This is a genomic window from Actinomadura craniellae (assembly GCF_003289645.1).
GTDB classification, from domain to species: Bacteria; Actinomycetota; Actinomycetes; order Streptosporangiales; family Streptosporangiaceae; genus Actinomadura_D; species Actinomadura_D craniellae.
Genome location: NZ_QLYX01000020.1, coordinates 24,176 through 50,393, shown reverse-complemented (window position 1 = coordinate 50,393; position 26,218 = coordinate 24,176). Strand labels below are relative to the sequence as shown.

Sequence of the window (26,218 nt, the reverse complement as noted above, 5' to 3'; positions counted from 1 at the left end):
GGCAGGGCTTCTCTCATGCCGCGCGCCAGCACATCATTACCCGAGGAACCCGAAGGCCCCGCCCGACCCGCTGGAGGCAGCCGCAATGTTGAGCACCATGCAGGACGTCCCGCTGCAGATCCGCCGGATCCTGGACCACGGCTCGACCTTCCACGCCGCGGCCACGGTGTCCACCGCCGTGCCCGGCGGGCTCCGCGTCGGGACGTACGCCGAGGTGGGGGCGAACGCCGCCCGGCTGGCGCACGCGCTCCGCGAACTGGGGGTGGGCGCAGGCGACCGGGTCGGCACCTTCATGTGGAACAACCAGGAGCACCTGGAGACCTACTTCGCGGTGCCCTGCATGGGGGCCGTGCTGCACCCGCTGAACATCCGGCTGCACGGCGACCAGGTGGTGTTCATCGCCAACCACGCCGCCGACGACGTGGTGATCGTCGACAACACCCTGCTGCCGCTGTTCGCGCCCCTGCTGCCCCGGCTCACGACCGTCCGGCACGTGATCGTCAACGGCCCGGGCGAGCTCGCGGCGCCTGAGGGCGTCACCGTGCACGACTACGCCACCCTGCTGGACGGCCGGCCCGGCGCGTACCCCTGGCCCGACGTGGACGAGCGGCAGGCCGCCGCGATGTGCTACACCTCCGGGACCACCGGGGACCCCAAGGGTGTCGTCTACAGCCACCGCTCGATCTACCTGCACGCGATGGCCCTGGGGATGACCGGGACGTTCGCCATGGAGCCCGGCGACAAATTCCTGGCCATCGTGCCGCAGTTCCACGTGCTGGCCTGGTGCGCGCCGTACGGGGCGATGTTCGGCGGCGCGTCGCTGGCCATGCCCGACCGGTTCCTGGCACCCGAGCCGCTGGCCGCGTTCATCGCCGCCGCCCGCCCGAACAAGGGCGCCGGGGTGCCGACCGTCTGGCAGGGGCTGCTCCAGCACGTCCAGGCCGACCCGTCCGCCGACATCTCCTCGCTGCGGGAGTGCGTCGTGGGAGGCTCGGCCTGCCCCGAGTCGCTGATGCGGGCCTACGACGAGATCGGCATCACGCTGCTGCACGCCTGGGGCATGACCGAGATGTCCCCGCTGGGCACCGTCGCCCGGACGCCGGCCGGCCTCGCCCCCGGCCAGGACACCCGGCGCCGGCTCAGCCAGGGCCGGTTCATCCCGACCGTCGAGGCCCGGCTGGTCGGCCCGGACGGCACGGTGCTGCCCAACGACGGCGAGAGCGTCGGTGAGCTGCAGGTCCGCGGGCCCTGGGTCACCGGCTCCTACTACGGGGCGGACGACCCGGAGAAGTTCGACGACGGCTGGCTGCGCACCGGCGACGTCGGCTTCATCACCCCCGACGGGTACCTCACCCTGACCGACCGGGCCAAGGACGTCATCAAGTCGGGCGGCGAGTGGATCTCCTCGGTGGAGCTGGAGAACCACCTGATGGGTCACCCGGCGGTCGCCGAGGCGGCGGTGGTGGGCGTCCCGGACGAGAAGTGGGGCGAGCGCCCGCTGGCCACCGTGGTCGTCCGCGAGGGCCACCAGGTCGCCTTCGCGGAACTGCGCGACTTCCTCGCCGAGCGGGTGGCCAGGTGGCAGTTGCCCGAGCGCTGGACGCTCATCACCGAGGTACCCAAGACCTCGGTCGGCAAGTTCTCGAAGGCGACCTTGCGGCGGCAGGTCGCCGCCGGGGAGTTCGAGATCACGAAGCTGGACTGACCGGGCCGGGGGCGGGCTGGGAACGGTGCCGCCGGGTCAGCGCCGGGTCCTCCTGCCGGGGGAACAGCAGGACGGCCGCGACGGCCGTAGCCAGGGCCAGCACCCGGAGTACGGCCGCCCCGGGGTCCCGCGGCAGGGCCTCGCCGTACAGCAGCGTTCCGGTGAGCAGCAGGTGCCCCTGCGCGATGACCGTCCCGACCGAGATGACCACCGCCATCCGGTAACGCTGCAACGCGACCTGGATCATCATGAAGGCGGTGATCGCGGTGACCAGCAGGGCGTGCGGGTAGGGCGTGGCGGCGATGTCGGCGACGCCCTCGCCGTCGCGGTACAGGTCCGCGATGCCCTTGATCATCAGCTCGGCGGTGCCGTTGAGCACGCCGGTGCCGATGCCGTAGACGACGCCCGCGATCGGCCGGGCGTGCCGCCCTTCGGGGGAGCGGCCGTCGAGGACGAACAGCAGCACCGGGATCGCCACCGCCGGGACGACGACGGCCAGTACCGGCAGGACGGAGACCGACGTGCCGGAGAGCCGGGGGACCTCCTCCACCGACAGCACCACCAGCAGCACCGCCCCGGCGAACAGGCCCAGGCAGAGCCATTCCCGGGAGTTCAGCCGCTCCCCGAAGCCCACCATGGCCAGGATCAGCAGGCAGACGAGGCTGGCCACGAAGATCGGGACTGCCACGGCGAGCGGCAGCGTCCGCAGCGCGGCGATCTGGAGGGCGACCCCGCCGAGGGTGACCATCAGGCCGAGCCACCACCAGGCGCTGGTGACGCCCTGCCAGGCCAGGTGGAAGGGCCTGGTCCCGCGCAGCGGGGGCATCCGCTCGGCCGCGATCTTCCAGATCGCGTAGCTCAGGTAGTAGCAGGCGGTCGCGCAGAAGGCGAGGAGTTCGGCTCTCATGGAGTTCCTTTCCCGCGCGGCTCTCACCGGGTGCCGTGCACGGTAGACCACGCCGGTTCGCGTTGATAGAGAGCCAGATGCAGGCCGGAAGAGCCGAATCCACCAGCGGGAACCGGAGGCCGCACAGTCAAGGTAAAAGTAAGGCAAAGGATTTTGCCGTGATCCGTGAACGCCCGGACCTCCCGGTGCGTCTCATGGAACGAGGCGCGCGATCGCCGCCCCCAAATACCGCTGCGGGGGGCGGCGGTCAGCGTGCCCGTACGGGGCGGGCCGGACCGGGCGCGGGGGACCGGCCCGCTTCACCCGTCCGGCGCCGGGAGGCCCGGGCCGCCCGGCGGCCGAGGTCCTGCATGGGCCGCTCCACCAGGCGGTAGGACGCCGCGCCGACCCCGAGGACGGCGGCGAGCACCACCACCCCCCAGCCCAGCCGCTCCCAGCCCGAGAGCGCCGCCGGATCGCCGATCATCCGCCGGATCACCTGGAGCACCACCTGGTGCAGCAGGTAGACGGAGTAGCTGATCAGCCCCAGCCAGGGCAGCAGCCGGGGCAGGCGCCGCCCGCGCAGCGCCCGGCCGGCCCCGAAGGTCAGCCAGGCCGCGGTGATCGCGGCGCACCAGCCCACCGGGCGGCCGGCCAGCACACCGGCGGCGACCGACAGCACGGGGACCAGCCCGACCGCCCACCAGGCCCACGGGCCGAGCGTCCCGCGCTCGATCCGGTACACGGCCGTCCCCGCGAACATGGTGGCCACGATCGCCAGGCTCTCGGCCGCGCCGATCCGGCTGTTCAGCACCAGCAGCACCAGTGGCACCGCGGCCAGCACCGCCGCGCCGCCCCGCCGCAGCAGCGGGTCGCGGGTGAGCACGGCCGCCAGCCCGGCGACCAGCAGCGCCGCCACGGCGTACACGGTGCCGACGCCGGCGGGCAGGGCCAGCGGGAACAGCGGGGCCAGCGCCACCACCGCGACCGCCCCGGCGCCGAAGCCGAGCGCGGTGTGCGCGCTGGCCCGGTGCACCCCGGCGACGTACATCGCGGTCACCAGCAGGTAGAACGCCATCTCGTAGGAGAGCGTCCAGAACACGTTGAGCACGTTGGGTGTCTGGAGCAGGTCCTGGAGCATCAGCAGGTGCGCCAGCGCGGAGGTCCACGGCCGCTCGGCGAGCCGCTGGTTCAGCCCCCAGTACACCTCGGCCAGCGCGAAGGCCAGGCCGATCGCCGCCGCCACCGCCCAGAGCGGGTAGATGCGGAACAGCCGGCCGATCCAGAATTCGCGCACGCTGCCGCGCCGTTCCAGCGAGGCCGGCACCACGTAGCCGCTGACCAGGAAGAAGACGAAGACGCCGTATCTGCCGAAGTCGAAGGAGGGGCTGACGGCCTGGCGCAGTTCCGGCAGCAGGGCGTCCAGCGAGTGCTCGAACACCACGGCCAGCGCGGCCAGCCCGCGCAGCGCGTCGAGCCAGACCAGCCGGCCCTGGGCAGGGCGAAGCGTTCCGGATGGGCGGGGGGTAACGATGTCCACACTCTCCATCCGGACGCACGGGCAACGTGAGCCCCACCCGCCTCTGGCGGCTGATGGGACTCACTGAGAACGCGGCAGCCTTCATGCCCGTTCCCGGCCGGTAAAACCCGTATGCGCCGGTTAAATCCCGTATGACGCTACGAACTGGGCGAACTCCTCCAGAGAAAGCTTCCCGTCCCGGGAGCGGTCGCCCTCCACGATCACCTCGACCGCCCGGCTGTCGGTGATCTCCTGGCCCAGCGCGCTCATCAGGTTCTTCAGCTCCGCCGCCGAGATGTAGCCGTCGCCGTCGACGTCGACCATCTCGAACGTCGCGCGGTAGTCCTCAACATTCGCCATGCCGCCATACCCTGCCAGGTTCCCGATCCCGGTGTTCTGTCGGTGGCGGATGTGAGGCTCGGCACGGCGGCGAAACGTCCTGTCGGTGCTCCAGGAGTCCTGAGCCGTTTTCGGCCGATCCCGTGCCGACCCGGCATTTCCGGGAAGGGGAACAGCCAGGTCAGAGTGCATCCGGCTGAGGGGGTACGGGCATGGCCGAGACGATCGCGGGTATCGGGGTTCCCGATTCGGCGCTGGCCGCGGAGGCCACCGAACTCGTCCGGGCGGCGGCTTCGCCGCTGCTGTTCCACCACTCCCGCCGGGTGTTCCTCTTCGGCTCGCTGCAGGGCAGGCGGCTCGGCCTGTCGGCCGACCCCGAACTGCTCTACGTCGGCGCGATGTTCCACGACCTGGGGCTGACCGAGACCTACCGGCGCACCGACCAGCGGTTCGAGATCGACGGGGCCGACGAGGCACGGCGGTTCCTGACCGCGCACGGCCTGCCGGAATCCGCCGTCCGGCTGGTGTGGGAGGGGATCGCGCTGCACACCACCCCGGAGATCCCGTACCGGCTGGAGCCGGAGGTGGCGCTGGTCACGGCGGGGGTGGAGACCGACGTGCTCGGCATCGGCTACCGCGACCTGAACCCCGACGACATCGCCGCCGTCACCGCCGCGCACCCGCGCCCCGACTTCAAGCGCCAGATCCTCGCCGCCTTCACCGAGGGCTTCAAGGACCGCCCCGACACCACCTTCGGGACGGTCAACGCCGACGTCCTCGAACACTTCGTGCCCGGCTTCCGGCACATCGACTTCGTCGAGGTGATCCAGGGGTCGGACTGGCCCGCCTAGGGGCCCTGGTCGTCGAGGGCGCCGCCCTCGCCGTCCTCCTCCACGGCCGGCGGCGGCGCCTGGTGCGGGATGCTGGGCAGGCCGAGCGACCCCGCGGCGCCGTCCTCGGCCAGGGCGAGGTCGAGCAACTGCTCGATCAGCCACTCGGGCGACCGCTCGTACAGCCGGCCCCGGACGCGGTCGCGCAACTCCGCGGCCAGTTCCGCGCGCACCGCCGCCACAATGTGCAGGACCTCGCTCATCCGCTACTCGCTCCCGCTCGACAGAACCGGCACCACCGGACGGCGCCGCACCTTCGGTGACGATGCTATGACCGTGAGTGACGTCCGGGGTGGTGAACGGGAAATCCCGGCCGGGCGGGCCCGCGCGTCGCACGGGCCCGCGGCGGATCGGTTCAGGAGTTGCGGATGGCGTCGCGAAGCCGGTCGACGAGAGCGACCAGCGGCCCCGCGGCGAGGTTCTTCTTCGCGCTCTCCGTCCCGGGGTGCGGGTGGGTGGGCGCGGTGGCCTCGGCGGCCTTGAGCGCGGCGGCCATGCCGCGGCGCTGGGTCTCGCTGAACGTGCCGCGCAGCCGGTAGAACTCGTACCGCTCCTCGGCGCGGGCGTGGTCGAGCACCGCGACGCGCAGCTCGTTGAGCTTGGGCATGAACTCCGGGTCGTCGGTGTCCATGCCGTCGAGTTCGGCGAGCATGTGCTTGGCGTCGCGCTCCTCGCGCAACCGGTCGGCGATCAGCCCCTCGCCGCCGACCAGGGTGCGCCGCGCGATCGGGTGGACGATCTCCTCCTCGGCGGTCTCGTGCACGGCGAGCAGCCGGGTGAGCCGCTGGAACGCGGTCCGGCGGCCCTCCCCGGAGCTCGACTCGACCTCGCTGAAGAGGTCGCGGATCCGGGCGTGCTGCTCGATCAGCAGATCGACGATGTCGAGTTCCTGTTTGGTCTTCATCGTGCACTCCCCACCGGCTCGCGCAGGCTCCTGATCGGGTGCGGTCCCTCGGTCTGCAGCCGGTACTCGTCGGAGAACATGTCGCGGTGCTCGTCGATGACCCGCTCGCTGGACGGCTTCTCGCCGGCGTTCAGGCGCTCCTGCATCTTCTCGAAGCGCTCGTGCGCCTCCCGGACGTAGCCGGCGCCCAGCGTCGTCAGGTCGATCTGGGTGGCGAGCAGGTTCCGCACGTACTCCTTGTTGGGTTCGAAGGTGACCGGAGTCGGCAGTTCGGGCGCGAGGATGCTCTCCGGGTCGCGGCCGTCGTGCCGGCGCATCAGCTCGCAGGCGATGCGCAGGTGCTCCAGTTCCATGTTCAGGTGCAGCTCCCAGATCGCCTTGACCCGGCGGTCCGACTCGGTCTGCATCATGGAGTGGTACATGTAGCACTCGTTGTACTCGTGGTTGACGAGCCGTTCCCACCAGGTCTCGCCCGGGTCGAGCAGCGACTCGTAGTGCGTGACGTGTTCCTCCTCGACGAGCCCGATCTCCTGGTAGAGCTGCCGGGCGATCGGCTCCATGTACTCCGGGCCGACGTTCATGTAGAAGTTCATGGTCTGCTGCTCGGCGGCCATGACCGTCAGCGCGTGCAGCTTGGAGATCGGCGCGGCCTTGGTGCGGTCGTAGGGGTCCCGGACGTTGTCGTAGGGGTGCCGGTGGTGCAGCTTGGTGGGCCGCCCCGGCATGACCTCGGTGACCTGGTCGACGACCTTCTCCGCCTTGCGGTGCTCGATCATCTCGTAGAGGTTGGCGTACCGGTACAGGTGGTCGAAGTCCTCCAGCACGCCGAACTCGTACGCCTGGGTGAGGTACGGGTCGGGCTCCATCCGGGCGACCCAGGCGGTGAGGTCCACCGCGACCTGCTCGTAGGAGAGCGTCGTCTCCAGCACCGACGCCTGGCCGGGAAGCAGCCAGTTGACGGTCTTCTGCTGCTGTTGCTCGATGTACCGGACTTCGGCCAGTTGCCGCCGCACGTCCATGTCGGGGCAGAACCGGCTGAAGTGGTGGCTGAAGAAGATGGCCTCGGTCTCGATGCCGTTCATCGTGATGATGCGGCACTTGGTGTAGGAGTCGGTGTGGTCGGGATCGACGGGCGTGACGTCCAGCTCACGCCAGCTGCGCACCTGGTCCTCCAGCGGGATCCCGCGATGCTCCAGCGGGTTGAACGACATAGGGCGAACCTCCTTGTGGATGCGGGATCGCCCTGCCCGTGAGCTGCCGCGGTTCACCACGAGGGCCAACCTTTTGCGCAAATCGCACACCGGCCGGGTGAACGCCGACAGCCCGGCCGTACCGTTCGTCTGGCCTCAGCGGCGGCGGTTGTACGGGAGGAGGCCCGGCGGCGCGTAGCTGTTGTCGGCCTGGCTGAGGGTGGTGCCCGGTGGGACGATCTCGTCGATCTTGTCCAGCAGCTCCGCGGACAGCGTGACGTCCGGCGCGCTGAGCTGGGACTCCAGCTGCTCCATGGTGCGCGGGCCGATGATCGCCGAGGTGACGGCCGGATGGTTGAGGACGAAGGCCAGCGCCATCTCGATCACGGTCAGGTCGTGCGCCTCGGCCAGCTCGCCCAGCTCCTCGGCGGCGGCCCGCTTGGCGTCCTGCCCGGGCCCGGCGGCGTCACGCCCGGTCGCGCGGTTGATCATGTCGCGGTGGGTCGGCTCGGGCTCGACGCCCTTGCGGAACCGGCCCGACAGGTAGCCCCCCGCCAGCGGGCTCCACGGGATCACACCCATCCCGTACCTGCGCGCGACGGGCAGCATGTCGGCCTCGATCCCCCGGCTCAGGATGGAGTACGGGGGCTGCTCGCAGACGAACCGCACCGTGGTGCGCCGCTCGGCCGCCCACTGCGCCTCGACGATCTCGTGCGCGGGGAACGTGGAGCTGCCCACGTACAGCACCTTGCCCGCACGGACGAGGTCGTCCAGCGCCGCCAGGGTCTCCTCGACGTCGCACCGCGGGTCGGGCCGGTGCGCCTGGTACAGGTCGATGCGGTCGGTGCCGAGCCGGCGCAGGCTCTCCTCCACCGCGGTGACGATCCAGCGGCGCGAGCTGCCCTGCCGGTTGGGGTCCTCGCCCATCGGCACGTGGAACTTGGTGGCGAGCACGACCTCGTCGCGCCGGCCCTTGATCGCCGCGCCGACGATCTCCTCGGACTCCCCGCCGGAGTAGACGTCGGCGGTGTCGATGAAGTTGATGCCCGCGTCCAGCGCCCGGTGGATGATCCGCGCGCAGTCGTCATGGTCGCGGTTGCCCCAGGCGCCGAACATCATCGCGCCCAGGCAGAGGGGGCTGACTCGCACTCCGGTACGGCCGAGGGTCCGGTACTTCATGACTTCGCCCTTCCTCGTTATGGCACGGGGTGCCGAGATTACACCGGGCATCCCGCTCCGGAATGTGCGGTGAGTTGACAAACAGTCACCCCCGGAGGCCGGGAAATGTGCCGCATTGGGCGCCGCGACCAGCGGCGGAGGTGGACCTGCACATGTTTCACCTCGGGGTCTGGGGAACGGGCTCCGGGTGCCGTGAGAATGGCGCGGTGATCCGTACGACGAAGACCTCACCGGTGGACGTGGCCCGGGAGGTCCCGGGGATGGGGGCGTACGCGCGGACCGTGGTGCGCCTGCACCCGCGGCCCGGCTCGCCAGGAGTCCGCGACAGCCATATCGGCGGACCGTTCCTGTGGCCCGCCGGCGAGGAGTGGCCGCACTGCGCCGAGCCCAAATACGCGGTGGGCTCCGGCCGGAACGTGGCACCCGAGCGGCCGGTGGCGATGACCGCGGTCGCCCAGCTGTACGCGGCGGACCTCCCGGAACTGGCCTTCCCGCCCGGCAAGGACCTGTTCCAGCTGCTGTGGTGCCCCGGCCACCACCCCGCGACGTCGTACAACCCGGCGTTCCGCCTGATCTGGCGGCGCGCGGACGAGGTCACGGAGGTGCTGGCGGAGCCACCCGTCCCGCACCTGGTGGCCGACACCAGCTACGTCCCCCGGCCGTGCGCGCTCCACCCCGAGCGGGTGACCGAGTACCCCTGGCACGAGGAACTGCCCCCCGAGCTCCAGGTGCGGCTGAAGGGGTGGGACGCGGGCGAGCCCCTCTACCAGGACTGGCTGTCGGTGGTGCCCGGCTGCAAGGTCGGCGGTGGCATGTCGTGGGAGGTCACCGACATGCCACCGACCGAGTGCGGGACCTGCGGGGCGCCGGCCGGGCTGCTGCTCCAGCTCGACAGCACCGAGTGGTACGGCCGCCCGGGCGAGACCCGCTGGCAGCCCCTGGAGGAGGAACACCTGGCACCGGGCACCGCCGAGTACCGCGACGCCCACGAGCCCACCGGACTGAAGATCAGCCAGTTCAGCCACGGCGGCTTCTTCCAGTGCACGGCCTCCTTCGACCACCCGCCGTTCTACCTGGCCCAGTAGGGCGGGGGATCAGAAGTCGCCCTCGGCCACCTGGAGGACGGTCAGGCCGAGGGCCCGCCACATGGCGACGACCTTCGCACGGTCGTCCAGCACGGCGGTGACCTCGTGCACCGGGGCCACCCAGCGCTCGTACAGCTCGCGCTTGACCACCTCGTCGGGCCGGTTGTCGCGGGCCCGCCGCATGTACAGGGCCTCGCCCGGGACGCCGATGTGCTGGGCGATCCACACGCCCGTCGCCGCCCGGCACTCCTCGGAGCGGCCCGACATGTAGATGATCCGGTGGCCCGCCGCGGCCAGCGCCCGGACCACCGAGACGACCGGGACGTTCGGCGCGTCCTCGCCGACCCGGTGCCACTCGAACGGGCTGCGGTCGTCCATCAGCGCCACGGTGCCGTCGATGTCGACCAGGAACACCTCGCCGGTCGGCGGGCGCTCGTAGTGGGCGGAGCGGACCTTGCGCAGCCAGCGTTCGACCGCCGGCTCGTCCGGTCGGTCCGGCAGCGGGGTGTGGATCCGGGCGAAGTCCGCCTCGACCGCCGCGAGCATCTCCCGGGCGACGTCGAGGTTCCCGGCGGCGACCTTCTCGCCGAAGTCGTGGAACCACTGCGGGTCGGCCAGCCGGACCGTCAGCTCGCCGGTGGCGTACAGGTCGCGGCCCTGGTGGACGAGCCGGGCCAGGTGCCGGGCGTGCTTGGCGGTGCGCCTGCGGGTGTCGGCGGAGAACGAGCCGTCGCCGCGGGCCGCCAGCCGGTTGAACTGCTGGGTGGCGTAGCCGAGGTAGGCGTCCCGTACCCGCCGCGCCGACAGGAACGCCCGGCGCAGCTCGATCAGCTCGTCGCCGAGCGGGGAACCGACCTCGTACAGTTCCTCGGGCAGCCAGACCAGCTCCGTCACGGTGGGGTTGCAGGCCAATGCCAGCGAGCACCACTTGCCCACCTCGTGGATGGTCCGGTCCGGCGCGGTGGTGACGATCGACTGCTGCGGCGGGTGCAGCCCGTGCAGTTCGGCCGTGGGCGCGGCGAACACCCCCAGCCGGTCGATGTCCGAGCCGGTCGTGGCCAGCCCGTAGGCGGTGGATCCCACGATTCCGGACAGCAGCATGCGCACCCGCCCAGTGTTCCGCGTGCCGGCGGGGAAGTCGCCCGGTTTTCGTCGGGTCCGGTCGGGTGCAGCCGGGCTCAGTCCAGTACCGGTCGGGTGCAGCCGGGTGCAGCCGAGTGCGGCCGGGTCCAGCCGGATGCGGCCGAGCTCAGTCCAGTACCGGTCGGGTGCAGCCGAGTGCGGTCGCGTGCGGCCGGGTTCGGTCGGGCGCGGTCGAGCTCAGTCCAGTACCGGTCGGGTGCGGTCGGGCACCAGCAGGTCCAGGTCGCCGCGCGTCACCCGGGCGCGCTCGGCGATCGCGTCGCGGTCGGTGCCGGTCACGGCGGCGAGCTCGCACGCCCGGGCGAGCATCGAGGGCGTCTCCAGCGCGCGGGCGGGGCCGGGCTCCCGGCGCCGCCAGCCGCGCGAGCTCATGGCCGCCATCGCGTTGCGGTAGGTGACCTCTTTCATGACGCCCAGGGTGCGGGCCCGGTACAGCAGCGCCGCCATGCTGACCCCCCACTCGGCCTTGAGCGCGGCCAGCCGAGACCAGTCGGCGGTGCGGGGGAGCCGGTCGGCGACCTCGGCCTCCGGCAGCAGGAACTCGGCGGCGAACCGGTGCGCCTGGTCTTCGACCACCTTGGCGCCGGGCTCCGCGTCCGCGTGCATGACCAGGTGCCCCAGCTCGTGGGCGGCGTCGAACCGGTTGCGCCAGTAGTCGCCCTTGGCCGGGTTGAACAGCACCATCGGGCGGGGGTGGGCGCCGACGCTGAACGCGTCCACCCGTTCGGTGCACGGCGGCAGCACGATGACGACGACGCCGTGCGTCTCCAGCAGGCGCACCAGGTGCGGGACCGGCCCGGGCGCCGCGGCCAGCGCCCGCCGGGCCAGCCGGGCCGCCGCCACCGGCCCCGGCCCGGCGATCTCGTCGGGCGGCACGGGGTGCTCGGGCACGGCGACGGGCGGGAACTCGACCAGGCCCTCCAGGACGGCCGCGATGTCGGCGGCGATCCGGCCGTACGCCAGGGCCTGGTCGCGTTCGATCTGGGTGGTGGAGCGCAGCGACCGAAAGTGCGCGTCGCCGGGTGCCGGGGCGCCGTGCCCGGCGTGGAAGAACTCCACCGGGACGCCCAGCGCCAGGGCCAGCCGGGCCAGCGTCCGCTCCGACGGGCGGTGCACGCCGGCCTCGTACTGGCCGATCGCGGTCGGCGTGGTGCCCACCGCCTCGGCGAGCTGGTTCTTGCGCAGCCCGCGCAGCCGGCGGGCCAGGGTCAGCCGCCCGCAGTCGAACAGCAGCCGGGCCTCGGCCACCCGTCCGGAGGCCGGCTCGTCACCGTCGTTCACGCTGTTTCCGCGCTCCCGGCCGCGCGGTCGCGCAGCCGCAGCGGGACGGGGATCTCCTCGTCGCTCCACAGCGGCTCGGTGGGTTCGACGGCGCGCCGCGGGTCGGGGCCGAGGGCGGCGCGGTCGACCTGCGACCGCCAGTGCCACGGCCGGCCGCCGTCGTCGTTGAACCGGGGACGGCCCAGGAACAGCTCCAGCTCCAGTGGCTCCTCGCTGGCGCTGTGCGCGAGCACCAGCGTGACCGGGTCGGGCGTGGCGGGGCGCAGCGGGGTGCCCAGGTCCAGCGCGAGCTGCGGGTCCTCGGCGAACTGCTGTTTGGCGACGGCCTGCTTGGTCGGGCTGGCCTTGTCCCACCGGATCTCGTCGATCGCGCCGAGGTCGTAGCGCCGCAGCAGGAGGCGGTACGGCCCGTGCCGCCACCCCGGCGACCCGTTCAGGTCGTCGCGGACCGCCAGCGGCTCGGCCGTCCCCACCCCGAACACCTGGTCGAGCCGGGACTCCAGCACGTCGAAGGCGGTGTAGCCGAACGACCGCTCCTTGAACCCCTCGGCCCGGCTCAGCGCACCGAACACGGTGCGGGTCGTCGCCTCGTGCGCCTCCCACACGGCGTGCAGGATTCCCGCCGCGTGCAGCGTGTTCCATGCTTCCCGGGCCTCGATCATTGGGGAACTCTAGCCGTCCCCAGCATCTCCCGCGCCGAAATGAAGTCCGTGTCGCGGGTCCGGTGAAAGTGGTGCGCACGGGTCTCTACGATCGGCGGCATGGACCTGAACTGGGTGCCGGCTGCGGACCGGCCCGACCTGGTGGCGGAGCCGGTGCGGCCCGCGCTGCGCGACGACGTCCGGGTGGCGGAGATCGATCCGGCGCTGGCGGACACGGCGGAGTTCTGCGAGCGCTACGGGATGCCCCTGGACACCAGCGCCAACTGCGTGATCGTCGCGGCGAAGCGGGGCGGCGAGGTCCGGTACGCGGCGTGCATGGTGCTCGCCACCTCCCGGGCGGACGTGAACGGGGTGGTGCGGCGGCACCTGGAGGCGCGCAAGGCGTCGTTCGCGCCGATGGACCAGGCGACCTCGCTGACCGGCATGGAGTACGGCGGCATCACGCCGCTCGGCCTGCCGGCGGGCTGGCCGATCCTGGTGGACGCGGCGGTGATCGAGCGGTCCGAGGTGGTGGTCGGCTCCGGCCTGCGCCGCTCCAAGCTGCTGCTCCCCGGCAAGGCCCTGGCCGAGTTGCCCGGCGCCGAGGTGCTGCCGCTCGCGCAGTAGCCCGTCGCCCCGTGGTCGAGGGCGCCGTCCAGGAGTGGATCATCGCCGAGCTCGCCGCCTTCGTCCAGTCCCTTCAAGCCGGCGGCTGAGGCTCAGGGGGCCAGGTCCACCCGGATGTCGCGCTGCGCGTCGGGCAGCATCACGACCGACGCCCCGTTGTGCCTCGTCCAGCCGGCCGGCAGCAGGAACCAGTGGTCCCTGGTGTGCACGAGTGTGCGCAGGCCGTTGTACCGGTAGCGGAAGGCCGAATCCCGGCCACCGACCTCGGTGCGCACCACCCCCGGGCCGGCGATCTGCAGGCGGTCGCGGCTGTACACGATCGCCTGCGACCGGATGGGCAGCGTCACCTCGACCGCGCGGGCGGACTCGATCCCGTGCCGGTGCGCGATGGTGGCGGTGGCCCAGAAGGCGGCGATCAGGGCGAGACCGACGGACAGGGCGCGGCGGACGTTCCGGGTCGAGGTGAGGATCGCCGCCCACCTCTCGGGGACCGCCTCGTGGGTCCGTGCGCTCTCCGTGACGTACTCCAGCAGCAGGGCGCCGCCGCCGAGCGCCGTCGCCGCGACGAGGGCGTCCCCGAGCAGGGGGGTGGGGACCACCTGTCCGCGGTGCCGCAGCCCGACCACTCCGGCCACCAGCAGGACGAGTGCCAGCACGGCGAGGGACACCCACACGGTCCGCCGCCAGGTGGCGCTCAGCTGGTCCAGCAGGAAGGCGAGCAGGTGGTGGGCGATGACGGCCAGCGATCCGGCGACGACCACCGTCGCCAGCGGGGAGAACAGCGAACCGGCACCGCGCAGCAGGTAGTCCGTTGTCGAGAAGCCGATGCTGCCGAGGTCCACGCCGAAGTACTCGAAGAACTGCTTCTCGTGCAGGTAGCCGAAGTAGTACAGGACCGCCGTCAGGACGCCGGTCGGCGCCAGCACGTGGCCGGCGAAGCCGACCAGCCGGTCCAGGCCGCTCTGACCGTCGCCGGGCACGCGCTCAGGGACTCGCCGGATTCGTCGGTTCCCCGTCCGGGGGGCTCTCCGGCCCCTCGTCCGGAGGTTCCTCGTCCGGCGGCTCCTCGGGTTCGGTCACCGGCGCGCTCGGCGCGGGGGCCGGCTCCGTGGTCCGGGCCGGCGGGGTCCCGTTCCGGGGTGCCGAAGGCCGTGCCGGTGCGGTGATCTGTTCGAGCACCTTCCGGTTCTTCCACCCGACTCGGATGCACACGCGACCGGGTCCCGAGTCGCACTGCGACTCGCCCCCCGGCCGCTCGTCGACGACCTCGAAGTAGCCGGGCGGGCCCGGGCTCCCCTTTGGGCTGGTGTAGAACTTCAAGCACACGTCGGATGGCCCGCACGGCTGCTTGCCCGATGAGTCCAGGGTCTTCTGGACGGTGCGCGCGCAGGTGTCCTGGCTCGCGTTGGTGATCTCCACCGTTCTGCCGCACGCCTCGGATATCTCCTGCAGCTGTTGCTCGGTGAGGCGGGTCTCGGTCACGTCCGTGGCCCGGGCCCGGGCGTCACCGCCGATGGGCAGGCCACTCGACTGCAAGGGCAGGGGCACGCTTTTCGAGGGCGGGTCCTCGCCGCCCCCGCACGACGTGGTGAAGAGGACGGAGGCCCCGATCATGAGCACGACCAGCAATCGAAGATCCATGGTTCGCCCCCTCCCAGGTCGTTGCCGGGCACGCGCTCAGGTGTTCGCCGGAGGCGCCGGTTCTCCGCCTTCATCCTCGTCCGGTTCCCCGCTCGGGTCGCCGTTCGGCTCCTCGCTCGGGTCGCCGTCCGGGCCCTCGCTCGGGTCGCCGCTCGGGTCGCCGTTCGGCGGCGTTTCGGGGCCGTTGCTCGGGGTGGCCGGCGGCGATCCGGTCGGTGAGGCGGTCGGCGGCGGGGCGGTGGTCGGCGGTTTCGGTACGGGAGTCGGGTCCGGTGGCCGGACCGGCGAGCCACTGGCGGACCGGACCGCTTCGGTGATCTTCTGGAGCGCTCCCGTGGTCTTCAGCCCGATCCGCATGCACACGTGGTCGGGTCCCGAACCGCACCGTGACTCGCCCTCCGGCCGGCTGTCGGTGATCTCTACGTATCCGGCCTGGCCCACGCCCAGGCCGGCGGCGTTGTAGATCTTCAGGCACGGGGCGGACGGCCTGCACCGCCAGGCGCCGGGAGCGGTCGTGCTCGTGGGACCGGGCTGGGGGAACGAGCGCATGACCCGCTCGATGGAGCGCGCGCAGGAGCCCCGGTCCGCACTGGTGATTTCGACTGTTCGCCCGCAGGCCTTGGCTATTTCCTGCAGTTGTTGCAAGGTGATTTGGGTTTCGGCCACGTCCGTGGCCTGGGACCGGGCGGCACCGCCGACGGGCAGCCCGCTCGACTGCAGGGGCAGTGAGACGCTCCTGGTCAGCTGGGTTTTCTCGCCTCCGCCGCAGGATGCGGCGAAGAGGAGGGCGAGTCCGACCGCAAGTATGCTCAGCCGCCGGAAATTCATGCTTCGCCCCCCTGACCGCCATTATGGATGCCCCAAGACGATTGCTAGATATCCGCTGCGCTTGATCGGAAACTTCCGGGGTGCTGATCCGTGTCCTAATTGGGGGTATTTGCCGGGGCAGGGCAATTAATGTGAATGCTAATTATTCATCCAGGGAGGCTTGTCCCCGATCGGGGCGAATCGTCGACCCGGCGCGCGGCTACGGGGCGACCGGGGAGTACCGGACGACGCGGTCGTCGCCGGTCGCCGGGGTGCCGCGGCCGTCGCGGTTGCTCGACGTCACCCACAGCCGGCCCGCCGGGTCGACGGCGACCGTGCGCAGCCGGCCGAAGGCACCCTGGAGGACCGCCGTGGGGGCGCCGGCGGTGCCGCCCGCGCCGTCGAGCGGGACCGTCCACAGCCGCCGGCCGCGCAGCCCGGCCGCGTAGAGGGTGTCGCCCGCGACGGCGATGCCGCTCGGGGACGCCTCCGCGGGAGTCCACGTGACGATGGGGTCGCGGTACTGGGGCGCGCCGCCGGTGCCCTCGACCTGGGGCCAGCCGTAGTTCCCGCCGGGCACGATGTGGTTGATCTCGTCCCAGGTGTTCTGGCCGAACTCGGCGGCGTACAGGTTCCCCGCCGCGTCCCAGGCCAGACCCTGCACGTTGCGGTGGCCCAGGGAGTAGACCCGGGAGCCCGGGGTGGGGTTGCCCGGGGCGGGGGCCCCGGTCGGGGTCATCCGCAGGATCTTCCCGCCCAGGCTCTGCGGGTTCTGCGCGTTGCCGCCCGTGGAGGCGTCGCCGGTGGCGGCATAGAGCATCCCGTCCGGGCCGAAATGGATGCGGCCGCCGTTGTGGATGGAGGACTTCGGGATGCCCGAAACGACGACCGTGCGCAGCCCGGGGCTGGACAGCCTGAACCGCACGATCCGGTTGTCGAAGGTGGCGGTGTAGTAGGCGTAGACGTACTGGTCGGTGGCGTAGTCGGGGGAGACGGCCAGCCCCAGCAGGCCGCCCTCCCCGGACGCCCGGACACCGGTCAGCCGGGCCGCCTGCACCGGGGCCGCGCCGGGGCGCAGCCGCATGATCCGGCCGCTGTTCCGTTCCGCCGCCAGGGCGTCGCCGCCTGGCAGGAAGGCCAGCCCCCAGGGCACCTCCAGCCCGGTGGCGACGGTCTCGGGCCGGGTGAAGTCGAACTCGGGGGTGGCGGCGTGCGCCGGCGCCGTGCCGGACCACGCCAGGACGGCGGCGAGGGCGGGCGCGGCGACGCGGCGGGCTCTTCGTGCGGCGGGGGTCATGGTCTTCTCCGGGGGGTGGGGGACGGCCGGGTGCCCGGGTCCTTCCCGCGGCCGTCCCGGACGAACGGGGGGAGGGGTTCATCGCCCGAAACGTGGATCCGGCCCCATGCCCGGACCGGGAAAGGATGTTCGCCCGCCCAGTGTCCCCGGGCGCCGGGCCCCGGGTTACGCGGCCTCGGTGAGCAGGCGGGTGACGTCGGCGCGGAGGGTGTCGGGCTCCACGCCGGAGTCCCGCAGCAGGCGGGTCACCAGGGCGTTGTCCACCTGGAGGAGGCCGAGCAGGAGGTGGCCGGAGTCGATGCTCCGGTGCTTGAGCCGGATCGCCTGCCGGAGGGACAGTTCGAGCACCTTCTTAGCCTCCCGGCTGAACGGGAGGTGCCCCTTGCGGTCGCGTGGGGCGGCGCGCGGCCCGTCCAGCGCGCCCGCGCCGAAGCTCTCTTCGGTGATGCGGCGCACCTCGTCCAGGTCGATGCCGAGGGTGGCCAGCGCCCCGGGGTCGAGGGGGTCCAGGGAGGGGTCGGTGAGCCAGGAGACCCGGCTGCGCAGCCCGGTCACGTCGAGCCCGCGGTTGTGCAACGCCCGGGGGCCCGGGCCGGTGTCGAGGGAGGCCAGTGCGAGCAGCAGGTGCTCGCTGCCGATGTGGTCCCGGCGCAGCGCGCGGGCCTCCTGCTGGGCGAGGACGACCGCCTGCCGCGCGTCGTGGTGGAATCGCTCGAACACCGTTACCGCTCCTTCCTGATGATGCGCCGGCTCGCGCTGTGCTTCTTGTGGACGGCCTGCCTGCTCACGCCCAGGCAGGCCGCGATGTCCTGCCAGGACCAGCCCAGCTCCCGGGCGTTGTCCACCTGGAGGGCTTCCAGCCGCTCGGACAGTTCGCGCAGTGCCCGCACCGCCCGCAGCCCCACCGCGGGGTCTCTGCTGCTCGCCTCCTGGGCGAGCTGTACTCCGTCGCTCATGTTGTCAAACTAGGTTGACAACGGGGTGTTTGTCAACCCTGGTTTACACAAGGGGCGGGGCCCGTCCACATCCTGTGGACGGGCCCCGGTTCGGCGGTCAGACCGTGAAACCGCCGTCGACGTGGATCGTCGCGCCGGTGATGTACCGGCCGCCGGCCCCGGCGAGATGGGCGACGGTGGCGGCGATCTCCTCCGGCTCGGCATAGCGGCCCAGGGCGGTGAAGCTCCGGATCATGTCGGCGTTCGGGCCGTCGGCGGGATTCATGTCCGTGTCCGTCGGCCCGGGGCTGACCAGGTTGGCGGTGATGCCACGCGGCCCCAGCTCGCGAGCCAACCCCTTGGTCATCCCGATCAGCGCGGTCTTGCTCAGCGCGTACAGGGTGAACCCGGGGAAGGCCGTCCGCTCGGCGATGTTGCTGCCCACGCTGATGATCCGGCCGCCGCCGGTCATGTGCCGCGCCGCCGCCCGGGCCGCCGTGTAGGGTGCCCGGACGTTCACCGCCAGGGTGCGATCGACCTCCGCGGGCCCCAGATCCTCGATCGGCGCGACATGGAAGACCGCCGCGTTGTTCACCAGGATGTCGAGCCGGCCGAACGCCGCGACGGCCTCGTCCACCGCACCGGTCACCGCGTCGGTGTCGGCGCTGTCGGCCCGGATCGCCAGCGCCTTCCGGCCGAGTGCCTCGATCCGGTCGGTCACCGAACGGGCCCGCTCGGCGTCACGCTCGTAGGTCAGCACCACCTGGGCCCCGCCCGCGGCCAGCCGCACCGCGACCGCCGCACCGATGCCCCGGCCGCCGCCGGTCACCAGGGCCACCTTGTCCTCGAAGTCCTCGAATTCGTTCATGAAGTCGAGCATCGCGGTCCGCCGGCGGCCGGTCCGGCGGGAATCCGACCTGGCGTTCGGCCGCCGACCGGCCGTTCCGGCACGGCATGGCGGCCGGCGGACCTGGCCGCCTAGGGTGACGGGATGGCGAACTGGGACGCGGCCGACGCCGAGCGGGCCGGGGAACGGCTGGCGGAGCTCGCGGCCGGGCTGCCCGGCCTGGTGATCGAGGAGTCCGGCGGTCACACCGGCTACCTGCTGCGCGGGCGGCGGATCGCCTGGCTGCTGGTCGACCACCACGGCGACGACCGGCTGGGGCTCTGCGTGAAGGCGCCGCCGGGGGAACAGGAGACGCTGATCGCCGCCGGCCCCGGCCGCTACTACTCACCCGCCTACCTCGGCGCCAAAGGCTGGGTGGGCGTCGACCTCTCCGGCGGGCCCGACTGGGACCAGATCACCGGCCTTCTGGAGCAGGCCTGGCGGATGTCGGCCACCAAGCGAGCCCTCGCCGCCTACGACGCCGCGCGCTGAGCGCCGTTCAGCCGGCCGGTGAGCCGGCTTGCGGCTTGCGGGCCGTCAGGCAGTAGGTGCCGCCGGCCGGGTCCCGCATGACGGTCCAGTTCGGCCACCGGCCGACGAACCGGGCGCCGTGCTCCTCGTGCAGAGCCTGCAACGCCGCCACGTCTGAGCAGGCCAGGTCGAGGTGGGCGGACACGGGCCGGTCCTCGCCGAGCCGTTGCAGCAGGAGGTGGACGGGCAACTCCGGGGGCGGCAGCAGCCGGTGGAACTCCGGCCGGCTGGTGGGGCGCGGCTCCCAGCCGGTCAGCGCCGTCCAGAACGCCACCTCGGTCTCGTGCGCGGCGGGCCCGATGTCGATGCACACCTGGTCGGCCCGGCTGGCGGCGCCGCCCGGATGCGCCGTCACGGGCGGCCGTTCGGTGTTCCCCTCCCAGGGCCGCAGGCAGAAGGGCTGGCCGCCCGGCGACCGCAGCACGGCCAGGTCCGGGTCCTCGGCGACGACCGCGGCGCCCAGGTCGCGGGCCCGCCGCACGGCCGCCGGGAAGTCATCGACGTCCAGGTCCAGGTGGATCCCGCCCGGGCCGTCGAGCACGCCCTGGAGCTTCAGGCACGGGTCGCCCGTCTTCGGCAGCAGCGTGGCGAACTCCCCGGCGTCGCCGCGCCGGGCCGACAGGTGCGTTCCGGTCACCGCGGTCCAGAACCGCGCGCCCTCCTCGAACCGTTCCAGCGGACGGTCGATGAACGCCCATGCCCAGCGGATCAACGCTGCCTCCTTCGCGCCTACCAGACGTCGCCGTCCCGCCAGTCGCAGATGATCTCGCCGGACGTGTCCAGCGAGGCTGCCACCGGCAGGACGAAGATGCAATCGTCGTCCTCCTCCGTCCGCTCGACCCCGCCCGGCGCGAGCACCGAGGACGGCCCCCGCCACGGCAGCCAGCCGCGCGCCGCGTAGAAGCCCATCGCGCTCTCGCTGGACGCCAGCGCCCCCACCTCGTACGCGTTGCGCACCACCCGTTCCAGGGCGTCCATCAGGGCCGCGCCGTACCCGGACCCCTGGCGGTCCGCCCGCACCGCGACGGCCTCGACATAGCCCGCCCGCAGCGCCCGTCCCCCGTGCAGCAGCCGCCGTTGCACCACGGACGCGTGCCCGATCAGCTCCGCGTTCTCCCACGCCAGCGCGTGCACCCCGCCCAGCGCGTGCTCCCAGTCGTGGTCGCCGAAGTCGCCCTCGAACACCTCGTGCAGCAGCTTCCGCGCCGTCCCGAGCGTGGCGGCGTCCAACTCGGCGGTGTGCGCGGTGCGTATGTCCACCATGCCGGCCATACTGCCCGTCCGCCGGCCTCGGGACGTACCTCGCCGTGCCCGTGTTCCGGCGCCGATCCGAGGTCAGCGGGGCGGGCGGACGCTCCACGCGGTGACGCCCAGCCTTCCGGTGCTCCCCAGGTCGAGGCCGCCGTCCACGCGCACGGTCTGTGACTTCGCCCCGGCGGCCGGCGCGACCGCCAGGTACGGGGCCCGGACCGCCGGGACGTCCGTGCGGGTCACCGTGTTGCGCCAGGACAGGACCGACCGGGCGGTGTCGCCGGGCCGCAGCGTCAGGGGCCGGGGCCCCGGGTCCTTGTCTCCGAACGTGAACCCGCGATCGAGCCTGATGCCGCCGAGGGGTTCGAAGTCCTCGTCCAGCACGCGGATCGCCGGGTAGCCGTTCACCCGGTGGGTCCGCCCGTCGCAGCTGACCATCGTGATTTCCATGGCGCGGATGCCCATGGCGGCGTCGGCGATCCCCGACTTGATGGAGACGCCCTCCTCGGGGCAGGCGGGCGGGACGCTGACCTGGGACGACGGCGTGGCCGAGTCCGGCGCGGGCCGCTGCCCGGTCCGCGCGGACCCGACGGCCTGGGCGGACCCGCACGCCGCCGAAGCCGCTAGGACCACCAGGCCGAGCCCGCCCATCCCCAACCGGCGCACCACACCGCCGTCACCCATCGCCGCCCCCAGCCATGCCGTATAACCCCAAAGTGGAATGAAACGGTAAATCAAACCCGCGGCGAGCCTATCCCCCCTCCGGCGGGAAGCCCTTCTCCACGTCGACCCTTCAGCTTTCGGGGTGCTCTGGCGCACCGGATGCTGAACGGCCAGCCGGTGAAAGCGCATGCTTAGGCTTCCGCGGCGTTGTGGGGCTGCTGCTAAATCCTTGGGTGCCGGGTGCCGGGTGCCGGGTGCCGGGTGCCGGGTGCCGGGTGCCGGGTGCGGACCCTGAAGATCAGCCGTGTGCGGATGCGGGCCGGAGCGTCGGTTCGGTGTGATGCCGGCTGTTCGGGTGGCTTCGGGCGCGGGAGAATCGCGCCATGACGGAGCGGCTGGAGCGACGGGTTCGGCGGGACTTCTCCGAGCCGGGGTCGGCAGAGGAGGTCCTCCGGACCCTTGCCGAGCTGCCGGGGCGGGCCGGGTACGACGCGGCGCACTTCGCGAGCGAGCGCGTCCAGGCCGCGGTCGTCCTGCTGGCCGGTGGTGACTTCCGGCGGTTGCGCGCGGCGCTCGACCTGGCCGTGACGGACTGGCGGGACGTGCTCGTCGCCGCCGAACTGGCCGAGGGGGACTGGCCGGCCAGGCTGGACGAGCGGCTCGGTCCCTAGCGCGCCGGGCCGTCACCGGGCGCTGGCATCCTCTCGGCATGGGTTTGTTCCTCGCAGTCTCCGCGTTCCAGGTTGAATCGTCCGAAACGGTGGAGGCCGCATTGCGGAAGCACGCGGCGCCGGCCGGGGAGCCGGGCGAGGACGCCGAGATCTACGCGGCGGTGAACGGCTGGTCGGTGGTGCTCTGGCCGGTGTACTTCTTCGGGGTCGGTGCCGCGACGCGCAACCTCGCCACCGAGATCGGCGGGCTGGCCGGCGCGGTCTTCGTCCACGACGACGACTACTGGCTGCACGCCCTGACCCGCGGCGGTGAGGTCATCGACCGGTCGTGCTCGGTGCCGGAGGCCATGTTCGAGTACCTGGAGCCGCCCGGCTGGTGTGCGGGTGATCCGGCCGCGCTCGCCGCCGCCGTCGGCGCCGACCCGGAGGTGGTCGGCCGCTACCTGGCGGTCGGCGAGGAGCGGAACCGTAAGGCGCATCCGGACGACGATCACGAGCTGTGGGAGTGCCGGGTCTTCATCGACTTCTGGCGGCGCCTGGGCATCACCTGGCCCGCCCGCGCGAGCGACCCCGCCGCGACGGTGCCGATGGCTGCGGGCTGGACGAAGGACCTGCCGTTCGGTGACCCCTGGACGGTGGGCTGACCGGGCCCGTCCCCGGGGCTAGCATGCGCTGAAGATCGCACCTGGGGAGGTCCCGATGGTGGATGACGCCGAACTGCGCCACCTGCGCCGCTGCGTGGAACTGGCGACCGAGGCCCTGGCGGCGGGCGAGGAACCGTTCGGCTCCGTGCTCGTCGCCGCGGACGGGACCGTCCTCGGCGAGGACCACAACCGGGTGGTCTCCGGCGACGAGACCCGGCACCCGGAATTCGAACTGGCGCGCTGGGCCGCGATGAACATGACCCCCGAGGCGCGGGCGGCGGCGACCGTCTACACCTCGGGCGAGCACTGCCCGATGTGCGCCGCCGCACACGGCTGGGCCGGGCTGGGCCGCATCGTCTACGTGAGCTCCGCCGCGCAGACGGCGGCCTGGCGCGCCGAACTCGGCGCCCCACCGGCCCCGGTACGCGGCCTGCCGGTCCAGGAGATCGTCCCCGGTGTGGTGGTGGAGGGCCCGATCCCGGACCTTGCCGAGCAGGTCCGCGACCTGCACCAGCGCTTCCACGCCAGGGCCGGAGGGGCCTCTTCCTGACGGCGTGGCTTTCTGCTGAGCGTGGCTTTCTGAGGAGCACGGTTTCTGGAGGACGCGGTTTCCTAATGTGCACGGCTTTCGGCTGGGCACGGTCTTCGGCCGGGCACGGCTTTCTGAGGAGCCTTTCTGAGGAGCAAGGTTTTCTGGGAAGTACGGTTTCCTGACGGGTATGGCATGTACCCAGCCGGTCGGGTCGCATCATCGGCCAGTCGGCGTCTCGGGCTCGACGATGGTTTGGTGATCGGCCAGGGCCCGCCACCGACCGGCGGTGATCCGCCACAGGACGTGCCGGCGCAGCGGGCTGTCCACGGGCACCTGCGGGTGGTCGAAGTCGCCGGATTCGTCGCGCGCCATGTGGATGCGACGCATCACGGCCTGGGAGCGGACGTTCGCGGGGGTGGTGAAGGAGACGATCTCGTCCAGTCCCAGTCGGGTGAACCCGATCTCCAGCGCGGCGCGAGCCGCCTCGGTGGCGTAACCCCGGCCCCAGGCGGCCCGGGAGAGCCGCCAGCCGATCTCGACCGCCGGGGTGAAGTGCGCCTGGAATCTCGGGACCGACAAGCCCGTGAACCCGATGAACTCCCCGGTGCCCGCCATTTCCAGCGCGTAGAGGCCGAACCCGCGCGTCTCGATGTCCGCCTCGATCCGCTCGATCAAGGCGTTGCTCTCGTCGCGCGTCAACGGGGCCGGGAAGTGCTTCATCACCTCCGGATCGGCGTTCATCGCCGCGAACGGCGCGCGGTCGGAGTCGTGCCAGCGGCGCAGCAACAGCCGAGGGGTCCGGAACATGCTCCCAGTGTCCTTCCACTGAGGTGTCCTTCCACCTAGGTGTATTCCACCGAGCCGTGCCCCGGTGCCTTCATCAGACCGGAAGAACAGACGCCTTCACCAGGCAGGGAGGATCCACCTAGGCAGGAAGGATCCACCAAGGGGAGGAATTCGCCAAAGGTAGGAATTCACCAAGGTGGGAGGAGCCGGCATCATCCACCGGCCGGTGGATCAAGGGGGCCGATCAGCCTGGTCGGCAAGCCGCTGTTCAGCCGGGGAGAGATCGATGGGCCGGGTGATGGCCTCGGGCGGTTTGCGATAGGTGCGGCCCAGCGGGCTCACCCAGAGGGTGTTCCCTCGCGGATCGCGGCTGGTCCGCCACCCGCCGTCCTTCAGATCATGGCATCGGGTGCACTTGGCATCGGCGTTGGACGGCGTGCTGGGCCCACCCTGGGCATGCGGGATGATGTGGTCGATCTCGGCCCGGCGGGCCGGTACCCGGCAACCGGGCCCGCGGCAGGTGCGGTCGCGGGCGATGACGTGGGCGCGGTCGCTCGGGGTGAGGAAGCGGCGCGGATCGCGCCGATCGGCGCCGGACGGCTCGGGAAGGCTCGGGCGGAGCGTGCGCCCGTGGTACAGCAGCCGCCCGGTGACCGGCTCGGTGACCGAGTACCGCCAGATCGTGTCGCCGGCCCCGGCCTCCCGGCGGACGACCTGTCGGGCGATGTCGCCGATGACCGGCCCCCACCCGTCCAACTCGGCCGGGTTCTCGGCCAGGCCGAGCAGGGTGGGCAGATCGACGGTCAATTCCACCACCCCGCGCCGGTGCACCGGCGCGGGGCCGTCCCAGGACCCGTTCAGCAGGCCGAGGAGGACGTCGGCGCGGATCTGGTCCATCGACCGGTCGTCTCCCGCCCGCTTGGCCGCCCGGGCCATCGCGTCCACCCGCTCGTACGCGGCGGCCGCCGACGCGACGGGCAGCGCGTGCCCGGCCAGGTAGGCGGTGCCGTCGGGGTTGGTGGCGTGGATGACCCGCCGCTCGGCCACCCCGAGTTCGTAGTTCGCGCGGGCGGCCCCGGGGTCGGCCTCCAGCACCAGCCGGCGCAGGCGGTGGGCCAGTTGCCCCGTGGTCAGCTCGGGAGCCCGGGAGAGCAGCCGGTCGGCGACGCCCCGGGCGAGGGGCATGGTCAGCGCCCGGGTCTCGGCCACGAAGACCCTCGCCCGGGGCAGGTCGATCGCCCCTTCGCGCAGCGCCCGCCAGACCGCCGGCAGGCGCCCGGTCAGCAGCCAGGCGTCCTCCAGCGCGTTGCCCGCGGCCCGCCTCGTCAGCGCCAGGGCGGCGGCGATCTCGGCGGTGGCGAGCTTGGGGATGTCGCTGTCCCACACCGTGGACATGTTCGCGGTCTCGTCCCGTACCCGGTCGGCGACCGCGACCATGTCGGCGCACAGTTCGGCCTGGTCGTACGCGATCTGCCGGGCCCGGGCCCGCAGCACCGTCACCGTGTCGTACCCCGACAACCGTGACCGGTCGATCCCGGCCAGCACGGCCGCCAGCTCGGGCCCCGGCGGCATCTCCTCCAGCCCCTCGGGCAGGCGGGTGCCCCCCTCCGGAACAGCCTCCGACAGCATGGACCCACCCCCAAAATTCGAACTCCAGTTCGAATAGTAATCGAACCTTCACGCAGGGTCAACGGCGAGGTTTGGCTCGGCCACCCAGAAAGATCATCTTTATATGGTTCGGAGAGGGCGTGCTGACAGCCCGCGAGGGCGGAACGCCGATGCCCGCCAGGAGCCTGGCCACCGTCTTCGGCTGAAGCCCTCGGCATCGCGGCCCGGGCCCACCCTGTGGAGATGCCCTGACCGTCAACGACCACGCCGATGGCCAGCGGGGGCTTGGGATATTTTCACGTGGTGGGCCGTGCCTCCCGGATGCCCGCGGGGATGTACGCCGTCGGCACCTTTGCTCGTGTGAACGGCCCCAGTAGCAGGGTGGTTCCCCTAGGGCAACGCCTACTCGGTTAAGCCGTTGCCACCCTGCCGGTGCCCGCTGCGGTGCTCGCGGCTCATGGTTTTCACCAGGTGAGGCCGTGGACACGCGGCGACCGCATCGGCCAGGCTCGGATGCTCCCCGCTCAACCGAGTGACATCGCCCCGTAGGCGTTCTCGCGCGGACGATCCCAGGGCC

The 26,218-nt window shown here is 72.3% G+C and carries 30 protein-coding genes; 8 read left to right on the top strand and 22 right to left on the bottom strand.

Annotated elements, in window-relative coordinates:
* The first annotated feature begins 85 nt into the window (after window positions 1-85).
* Window positions 86-1,705: a long-chain fatty acid--CoA ligase gene (locus DPM19_RS31265; protein ID WP_111871689.1), complete on the top strand. Its 1,620-nt coding sequence runs from the start codon at window positions 86-88 to the stop codon at window positions 1,703-1,705.
* On the opposite strand, the gene DPM19_RS31260 is transcribed toward DPM19_RS31265, so the two are convergent.
* The 3 genes from DPM19_RS31260 to DPM19_RS31250 all read right to left on the bottom strand — a co-directional run bounded on the left by DPM19_RS31260 (window position 1,689) and on the right by DPM19_RS31250 (window position 4,470).
* Window positions 1,689-2,612, bottom strand: a complete 924-nt coding sequence (locus DPM19_RS31260) for a DMT family transporter (protein WP_111871688.1) — start codon at window positions 2,610-2,612, stop codon at window positions 1,689-1,691. The genes DPM19_RS31265 and DPM19_RS31260 overlap by 17 nt on opposite strands.
* A 247-nt stretch (window positions 2,613-2,859) precedes the next feature.
* Complete coding sequence (locus tag DPM19_RS31255; RefSeq protein ID WP_199485378.1) at window positions 2,860-4,131, bottom strand: acyltransferase family protein; 1,272 nt, start codon at window positions 4,129-4,131, stop codon at window positions 2,860-2,862.
* Window positions 4,132-4,251: 120 nt separating this feature from the next.
* Window positions 4,252-4,470 carry an EF-hand domain-containing protein gene (locus DPM19_RS31250; protein ID WP_111871687.1) on the bottom strand — a complete coding sequence of 73 codons (219 nt, stop codon included), beginning with the start codon at window positions 4,468-4,470 and terminating at the stop codon, window positions 4,252-4,254.
* 191 nt (window positions 4,471-4,661) lie between these two features.
* Between DPM19_RS31250 and DPM19_RS31245 the strand changes: the two genes are divergently transcribed.
* Complete coding sequence (locus DPM19_RS31245; protein WP_111871686.1) at window positions 4,662-5,300, top strand: HD domain-containing protein; 639 nt, start codon at window positions 4,662-4,664, stop codon at window positions 5,298-5,300.
* On the opposite strand, the gene DPM19_RS31240 is transcribed toward DPM19_RS31245, so the two are convergent.
* From DPM19_RS31240 to DPM19_RS31225, 4 genes are all read right to left on the bottom strand, one after another.
* Window positions 5,297-5,542 (bottom strand): hypothetical protein, encoded by a 246-nt coding sequence (locus DPM19_RS31240; RefSeq protein ID WP_111871685.1) that lies wholly within the window; start codon window positions 5,540-5,542, stop codon window positions 5,297-5,299. The genes DPM19_RS31245 and DPM19_RS31240 overlap by 4 nt on opposite strands.
* 152 nt (window positions 5,543-5,694) lie before the next feature.
* Complete coding sequence (locus DPM19_RS31235; RefSeq protein ID WP_111871684.1) at window positions 5,695-6,243, bottom strand: hemerythrin domain-containing protein; 549 nt, start codon at window positions 6,241-6,243, stop codon at window positions 5,695-5,697.
* A complete protein-coding gene (locus tag DPM19_RS31230) occupies window positions 6,240-7,454 on the bottom strand; it encodes a hypothetical protein (protein ID WP_111871683.1) in 1,215 nt (404 codons plus the stop codon). The genes DPM19_RS31235 and DPM19_RS31230 overlap by 4 nt, the downstream gene beginning before the upstream one ends.
* Before the next feature lie 135 nt (window positions 7,455-7,589).
* Window positions 7,590-8,612: an aldo/keto reductase gene (locus DPM19_RS31225; RefSeq protein ID WP_111871682.1), complete on the bottom strand. Its 1,023-nt coding sequence runs from the start codon at window positions 8,610-8,612 to the stop codon at window positions 7,590-7,592.
* A gap of 206 nt (window positions 8,613-8,818) precedes the next feature.
* On the opposite strand from DPM19_RS31225, the gene DPM19_RS31220 reads away from it, so the two are divergent.
* Window positions 8,819-9,697, top strand: coding sequence for a YwqG family protein (locus DPM19_RS31220; RefSeq protein ID WP_146779068.1), 879 nt, complete (start codon window positions 8,819-8,821; stop codon window positions 9,695-9,697).
* Between the two features lie 9 nt (window positions 9,698-9,706).
* Here the strand turns inward: DPM19_RS31220 and DPM19_RS35935 are convergent, their stop codons facing one another.
* From DPM19_RS35935 to DPM19_RS31200, 3 genes are all read right to left on the bottom strand, one after another.
* Window positions 9,707-10,798 carry a phosphatase domain-containing protein gene (locus DPM19_RS35935; RefSeq protein ID WP_199485389.1) on the bottom strand — a complete coding sequence of 364 codons (1,092 nt, stop codon included), beginning with the start codon at window positions 10,796-10,798 and terminating at the stop codon, window positions 9,707-9,709.
* 219 nt (window positions 10,799-11,017) lie between these two features.
* The gene (locus DPM19_RS31205; protein WP_111871680.1) at window positions 11,018-12,121 is read right to left on the bottom strand and encodes a helix-turn-helix domain-containing protein; all 1,104 of its coding nucleotides are present in this window, start codon (window positions 12,119-12,121) and stop codon (window positions 11,018-11,020) included.
* Complete coding sequence (locus DPM19_RS31200; protein ID WP_111871679.1) at window positions 12,118-12,783, bottom strand: hypothetical protein; 666 nt, start codon at window positions 12,781-12,783, stop codon at window positions 12,118-12,120. Before DPM19_RS31200 ends, DPM19_RS31205 begins: the two co-directional genes overlap by 4 nt.
* Window positions 12,784-12,882: 99 nt before the next feature.
* On the opposite strand from DPM19_RS31200, the gene DPM19_RS31195 reads away from it, so the two are divergent.
* A complete protein-coding gene (locus DPM19_RS31195) occupies window positions 12,883-13,389 on the top strand; it encodes a YbaK/EbsC family protein (RefSeq protein WP_111871678.1) in 507 nt (168 codons plus the stop codon).
* Window positions 13,390-13,481: 92 nt separating this feature from the next.
* Here DPM19_RS31195 and DPM19_RS31190 read toward each other — a convergent pair whose 3' ends face one another.
* The 7 genes from DPM19_RS31190 to DPM19_RS31160 form a co-directional block, all read right to left on the bottom strand.
* Entirely contained in the window at window positions 13,482-14,369 is an 888-nt protein-coding gene (locus DPM19_RS31190) for a hypothetical protein (protein ID WP_111871677.1), read from the bottom strand.
* Between the two features lie 4 nt (window positions 14,370-14,373).
* The gene (locus DPM19_RS31185; protein WP_146779067.1) at window positions 14,374-15,030 is read right to left on the bottom strand and encodes a hypothetical protein; all 657 of its coding nucleotides are present in this window, start codon (window positions 15,028-15,030) and stop codon (window positions 14,374-14,376) included.
* A 36-nt stretch (window positions 15,031-15,066) separates the two neighbouring features.
* Window positions 15,067-15,579 carry a hypothetical protein gene (locus DPM19_RS31180; protein ID WP_111871675.1) on the bottom strand — a complete coding sequence of 171 codons (513 nt, stop codon included), beginning with the start codon at window positions 15,577-15,579 and terminating at the stop codon, window positions 15,067-15,069.
* A 478-nt stretch (window positions 15,580-16,057) separates the two neighbouring features.
* On the bottom strand, window positions 16,058-17,134 hold the full coding sequence (locus DPM19_RS31175) for a PQQ-dependent sugar dehydrogenase (RefSeq protein WP_111871674.1): 1,077 nt from the start codon (window positions 17,132-17,134) through the stop codon (window positions 16,058-16,060).
* A 165-nt stretch (window positions 17,135-17,299) separates the two neighbouring features.
* Complete coding sequence (locus DPM19_RS36985) at window positions 17,300-17,854, bottom strand: Clp protease N-terminal domain-containing protein (RefSeq protein WP_111871673.1); 555 nt, start codon at window positions 17,852-17,854, stop codon at window positions 17,300-17,302.
* 2 nt (window positions 17,855-17,856) lie between these two features.
* The gene (locus DPM19_RS31165; RefSeq protein WP_111871672.1) at window positions 17,857-18,090 is read right to left on the bottom strand and encodes a helix-turn-helix domain-containing protein; all 234 of its coding nucleotides are present in this window, start codon (window positions 18,088-18,090) and stop codon (window positions 17,857-17,859) included.
* A 97-nt stretch (window positions 18,091-18,187) separates the two neighbouring features.
* The gene (locus DPM19_RS31160; protein ID WP_199485377.1) at window positions 18,188-18,937 is read right to left on the bottom strand and encodes an SDR family NAD(P)-dependent oxidoreductase; all 750 of its coding nucleotides are present in this window, start codon (window positions 18,935-18,937) and stop codon (window positions 18,188-18,190) included.
* 123 nt (window positions 18,938-19,060) lie between these two features.
* On the opposite strand from DPM19_RS31160, the gene DPM19_RS31155 reads away from it, so the two are divergent.
* A complete protein-coding gene (locus tag DPM19_RS31155; RefSeq protein ID WP_111871670.1) occupies window positions 19,061-19,447 on the top strand; it encodes an MmcQ/YjbR family DNA-binding protein in 387 nt (128 codons plus the stop codon).
* 7 nt (window positions 19,448-19,454) lie between these two features.
* Here the strand turns inward: DPM19_RS31155 and DPM19_RS31150 are convergent, their stop codons facing one another.
* The 3 genes from DPM19_RS31150 to DPM19_RS31140 form a co-directional block, all read right to left on the bottom strand.
* Window positions 19,455-20,198 carry a VOC family protein gene (locus DPM19_RS31150; protein ID WP_111871669.1) on the bottom strand — a complete coding sequence of 248 codons (744 nt, stop codon included), beginning with the start codon at window positions 20,196-20,198 and terminating at the stop codon, window positions 19,455-19,457.
* 17 nt (window positions 20,199-20,215) lie between these two features.
* Entirely contained in the window at window positions 20,216-20,758 is a 543-nt protein-coding gene (locus tag DPM19_RS31145; RefSeq protein WP_199485376.1) for a GNAT family N-acetyltransferase, read from the bottom strand.
* Window positions 20,759-20,821: 63 nt separating this feature from the next.
* Window positions 20,822-21,421, bottom strand: coding sequence for a DUF4232 domain-containing protein (locus tag DPM19_RS31140; protein ID WP_199485375.1), 600 nt, complete (start codon window positions 21,419-21,421; stop codon window positions 20,822-20,824).
* Between the two features lie 362 nt (window positions 21,422-21,783).
* Here DPM19_RS31140 and DPM19_RS31135 point away from each other — a divergent pair, with 362 nt between their 5' ends.
* From DPM19_RS31135 to DPM19_RS31125, 3 genes are read left to right on the top strand one after another with little or no spacing between them, the layout of a single operon-like run.
* Window positions 21,784-22,071, top strand: coding sequence for a hypothetical protein (locus tag DPM19_RS31135; RefSeq protein ID WP_111871667.1), 288 nt, complete (start codon window positions 21,784-21,786; stop codon window positions 22,069-22,071).
* Between the two features lie 38 nt (window positions 22,072-22,109).
* Window positions 22,110-22,715 carry a hypothetical protein gene (locus DPM19_RS31130; RefSeq protein ID WP_146779066.1) on the top strand — a complete coding sequence of 202 codons (606 nt, stop codon included), beginning with the start codon at window positions 22,110-22,112 and terminating at the stop codon, window positions 22,713-22,715.
* A gap of 55 nt (window positions 22,716-22,770) precedes the next feature.
* Window positions 22,771-23,265 (top strand): nucleoside deaminase, encoded by a 495-nt coding sequence (locus tag DPM19_RS31125; protein WP_111871665.1) that lies wholly within the window; start codon window positions 22,771-22,773, stop codon window positions 23,263-23,265.
* 198 nt (window positions 23,266-23,463) lie between these two features.
* Here DPM19_RS31125 and DPM19_RS31120 read toward each other — a convergent pair whose 3' ends face one another.
* Together DPM19_RS31120 and DPM19_RS31115 are read right to left on the bottom strand one after the other, a co-directional pair.
* Window positions 23,464-24,054 carry a GNAT family N-acetyltransferase gene (locus DPM19_RS31120; RefSeq protein WP_111871664.1) on the bottom strand — a complete coding sequence of 197 codons (591 nt, stop codon included), beginning with the start codon at window positions 24,052-24,054 and terminating at the stop codon, window positions 23,464-23,466.
* 210 nt (window positions 24,055-24,264) lie between these two features.
* Window positions 24,265-25,662 carry an HNH endonuclease signature motif containing protein gene (locus DPM19_RS31115; protein WP_111871663.1) on the bottom strand — a complete coding sequence of 466 codons (1,398 nt, stop codon included), beginning with the start codon at window positions 25,660-25,662 and terminating at the stop codon, window positions 24,265-24,267.
* Window positions 25,663-26,218 lie beyond the last annotated feature (556 nt).

Coding starts and splice junctions, on each gene's coding strand:
- DPM19_RS31135 (WP_111871667.1), top strand. CDS start 21,784: ATGACGGAGCGGCTGGAGCGACGGGTTCGGCGGGACTTCTCCGAGCCG.
- DPM19_RS31115 (WP_111871663.1), bottom strand. CDS start 25,662: ATGCTGTCGGAGGCTGTTCCGGAGGGGGGCACCCGCCTGCCCGAGGGG.
- DPM19_RS31240 (WP_111871685.1), bottom strand. CDS start 5,542: ATGAGCGAGGTCCTGCACATTGTGGCGGCGGTGCGCGCGGAACTGGCC.
- DPM19_RS35935 (WP_199485389.1), bottom strand. CDS start 10,798: ATGCTGCTGTCCGGAATCGTGGGATCCACCGCCTACGGGCTGGCCACG.
- DPM19_RS31180 (WP_111871675.1), bottom strand. CDS start 15,579: ATGCGCTCGTTCCCCCAGCCCGGTCCCACGAGCACGACCGCTCCCGGC.
- DPM19_RS31200 (WP_111871679.1), bottom strand. CDS start 12,783: ATGATCGAGGCCCGGGAAGCATGGAACACGCTGCACGCGGCGGGAATC.
- DPM19_RS31230 (WP_111871683.1), bottom strand. CDS start 7,454: ATGTCGTTCAACCCGCTGGAGCATCGCGGGATCCCGCTGGAGGACCAG.
- DPM19_RS31125 (WP_111871665.1), top strand. CDS start 22,771: ATGGTGGATGACGCCGAACTGCGCCACCTGCGCCGCTGCGTGGAACTG.
- DPM19_RS31195 (WP_111871678.1), top strand. CDS start 12,883: ATGGACCTGAACTGGGTGCCGGCTGCGGACCGGCCCGACCTGGTGGCG.
- DPM19_RS31130 (WP_146779066.1), top strand. CDS start 22,110: ATGGGTTTGTTCCTCGCAGTCTCCGCGTTCCAGGTTGAATCGTCCGAA.
- DPM19_RS31245 (WP_111871686.1), top strand. CDS start 4,662: ATGGCCGAGACGATCGCGGGTATCGGGGTTCCCGATTCGGCGCTGGCC.
- DPM19_RS31185 (WP_146779067.1), bottom strand. CDS start 15,030: ATGGATCTTCGATTGCTGGTCGTGCTCATGATCGGGGCCTCCGTCCTC.
- DPM19_RS31175 (WP_111871674.1), bottom strand. CDS start 17,134: ATGACCCCCGCCGCACGAAGAGCCCGCCGCGTCGCCGCGCCCGCCCTC.
- DPM19_RS31235 (WP_111871684.1), bottom strand. CDS start 6,243: ATGAAGACCAAACAGGAACTCGACATCGTCGATCTGCTGATCGAGCAG.
- DPM19_RS31140 (WP_199485375.1), bottom strand. CDS start 21,421: ATGGGTGACGGCGGTGTGGTGCGCCGGTTGGGGATGGGCGGGCTCGGC.
- DPM19_RS31260 (WP_111871688.1), bottom strand. CDS start 2,612: ATGAGAGCCGAACTCCTCGCCTTCTGCGCGACCGCCTGCTACTACCTG.
- DPM19_RS31155 (WP_111871670.1), top strand. CDS start 19,061: ATGGCGAACTGGGACGCGGCCGACGCCGAGCGGGCCGGGGAACGGCTG.
- DPM19_RS31160 (WP_199485377.1), bottom strand. CDS start 18,937: ATGAACGAATTCGAGGACTTCGAGGACAAGGTGGCCCTGGTGACCGGC.
- DPM19_RS31225 (WP_111871682.1), bottom strand. CDS start 8,612: ATGAAGTACCGGACCCTCGGCCGTACCGGAGTGCGAGTCAGCCCCCTC.
- DPM19_RS31250 (WP_111871687.1), bottom strand. CDS start 4,470: ATGGCGAATGTTGAGGACTACCGCGCGACGTTCGAGATGGTCGACGTC.
- DPM19_RS31165 (WP_111871672.1), bottom strand. CDS start 18,090: ATGAGCGACGGAGTACAGCTCGCCCAGGAGGCGAGCAGCAGAGACCCC.
- DPM19_RS31265 (WP_111871689.1), top strand. CDS start 86: ATGTTGAGCACCATGCAGGACGTCCCGCTGCAGATCCGCCGGATCCTG.
- DPM19_RS31145 (WP_199485376.1), bottom strand. CDS start 20,758: ATGGCCGGCATGGTGGACATACGCACCGCGCACACCGCCGAGTTGGAC.
- DPM19_RS31120 (WP_111871664.1), bottom strand. CDS start 24,054: ATGTTCCGGACCCCTCGGCTGTTGCTGCGCCGCTGGCACGACTCCGAC.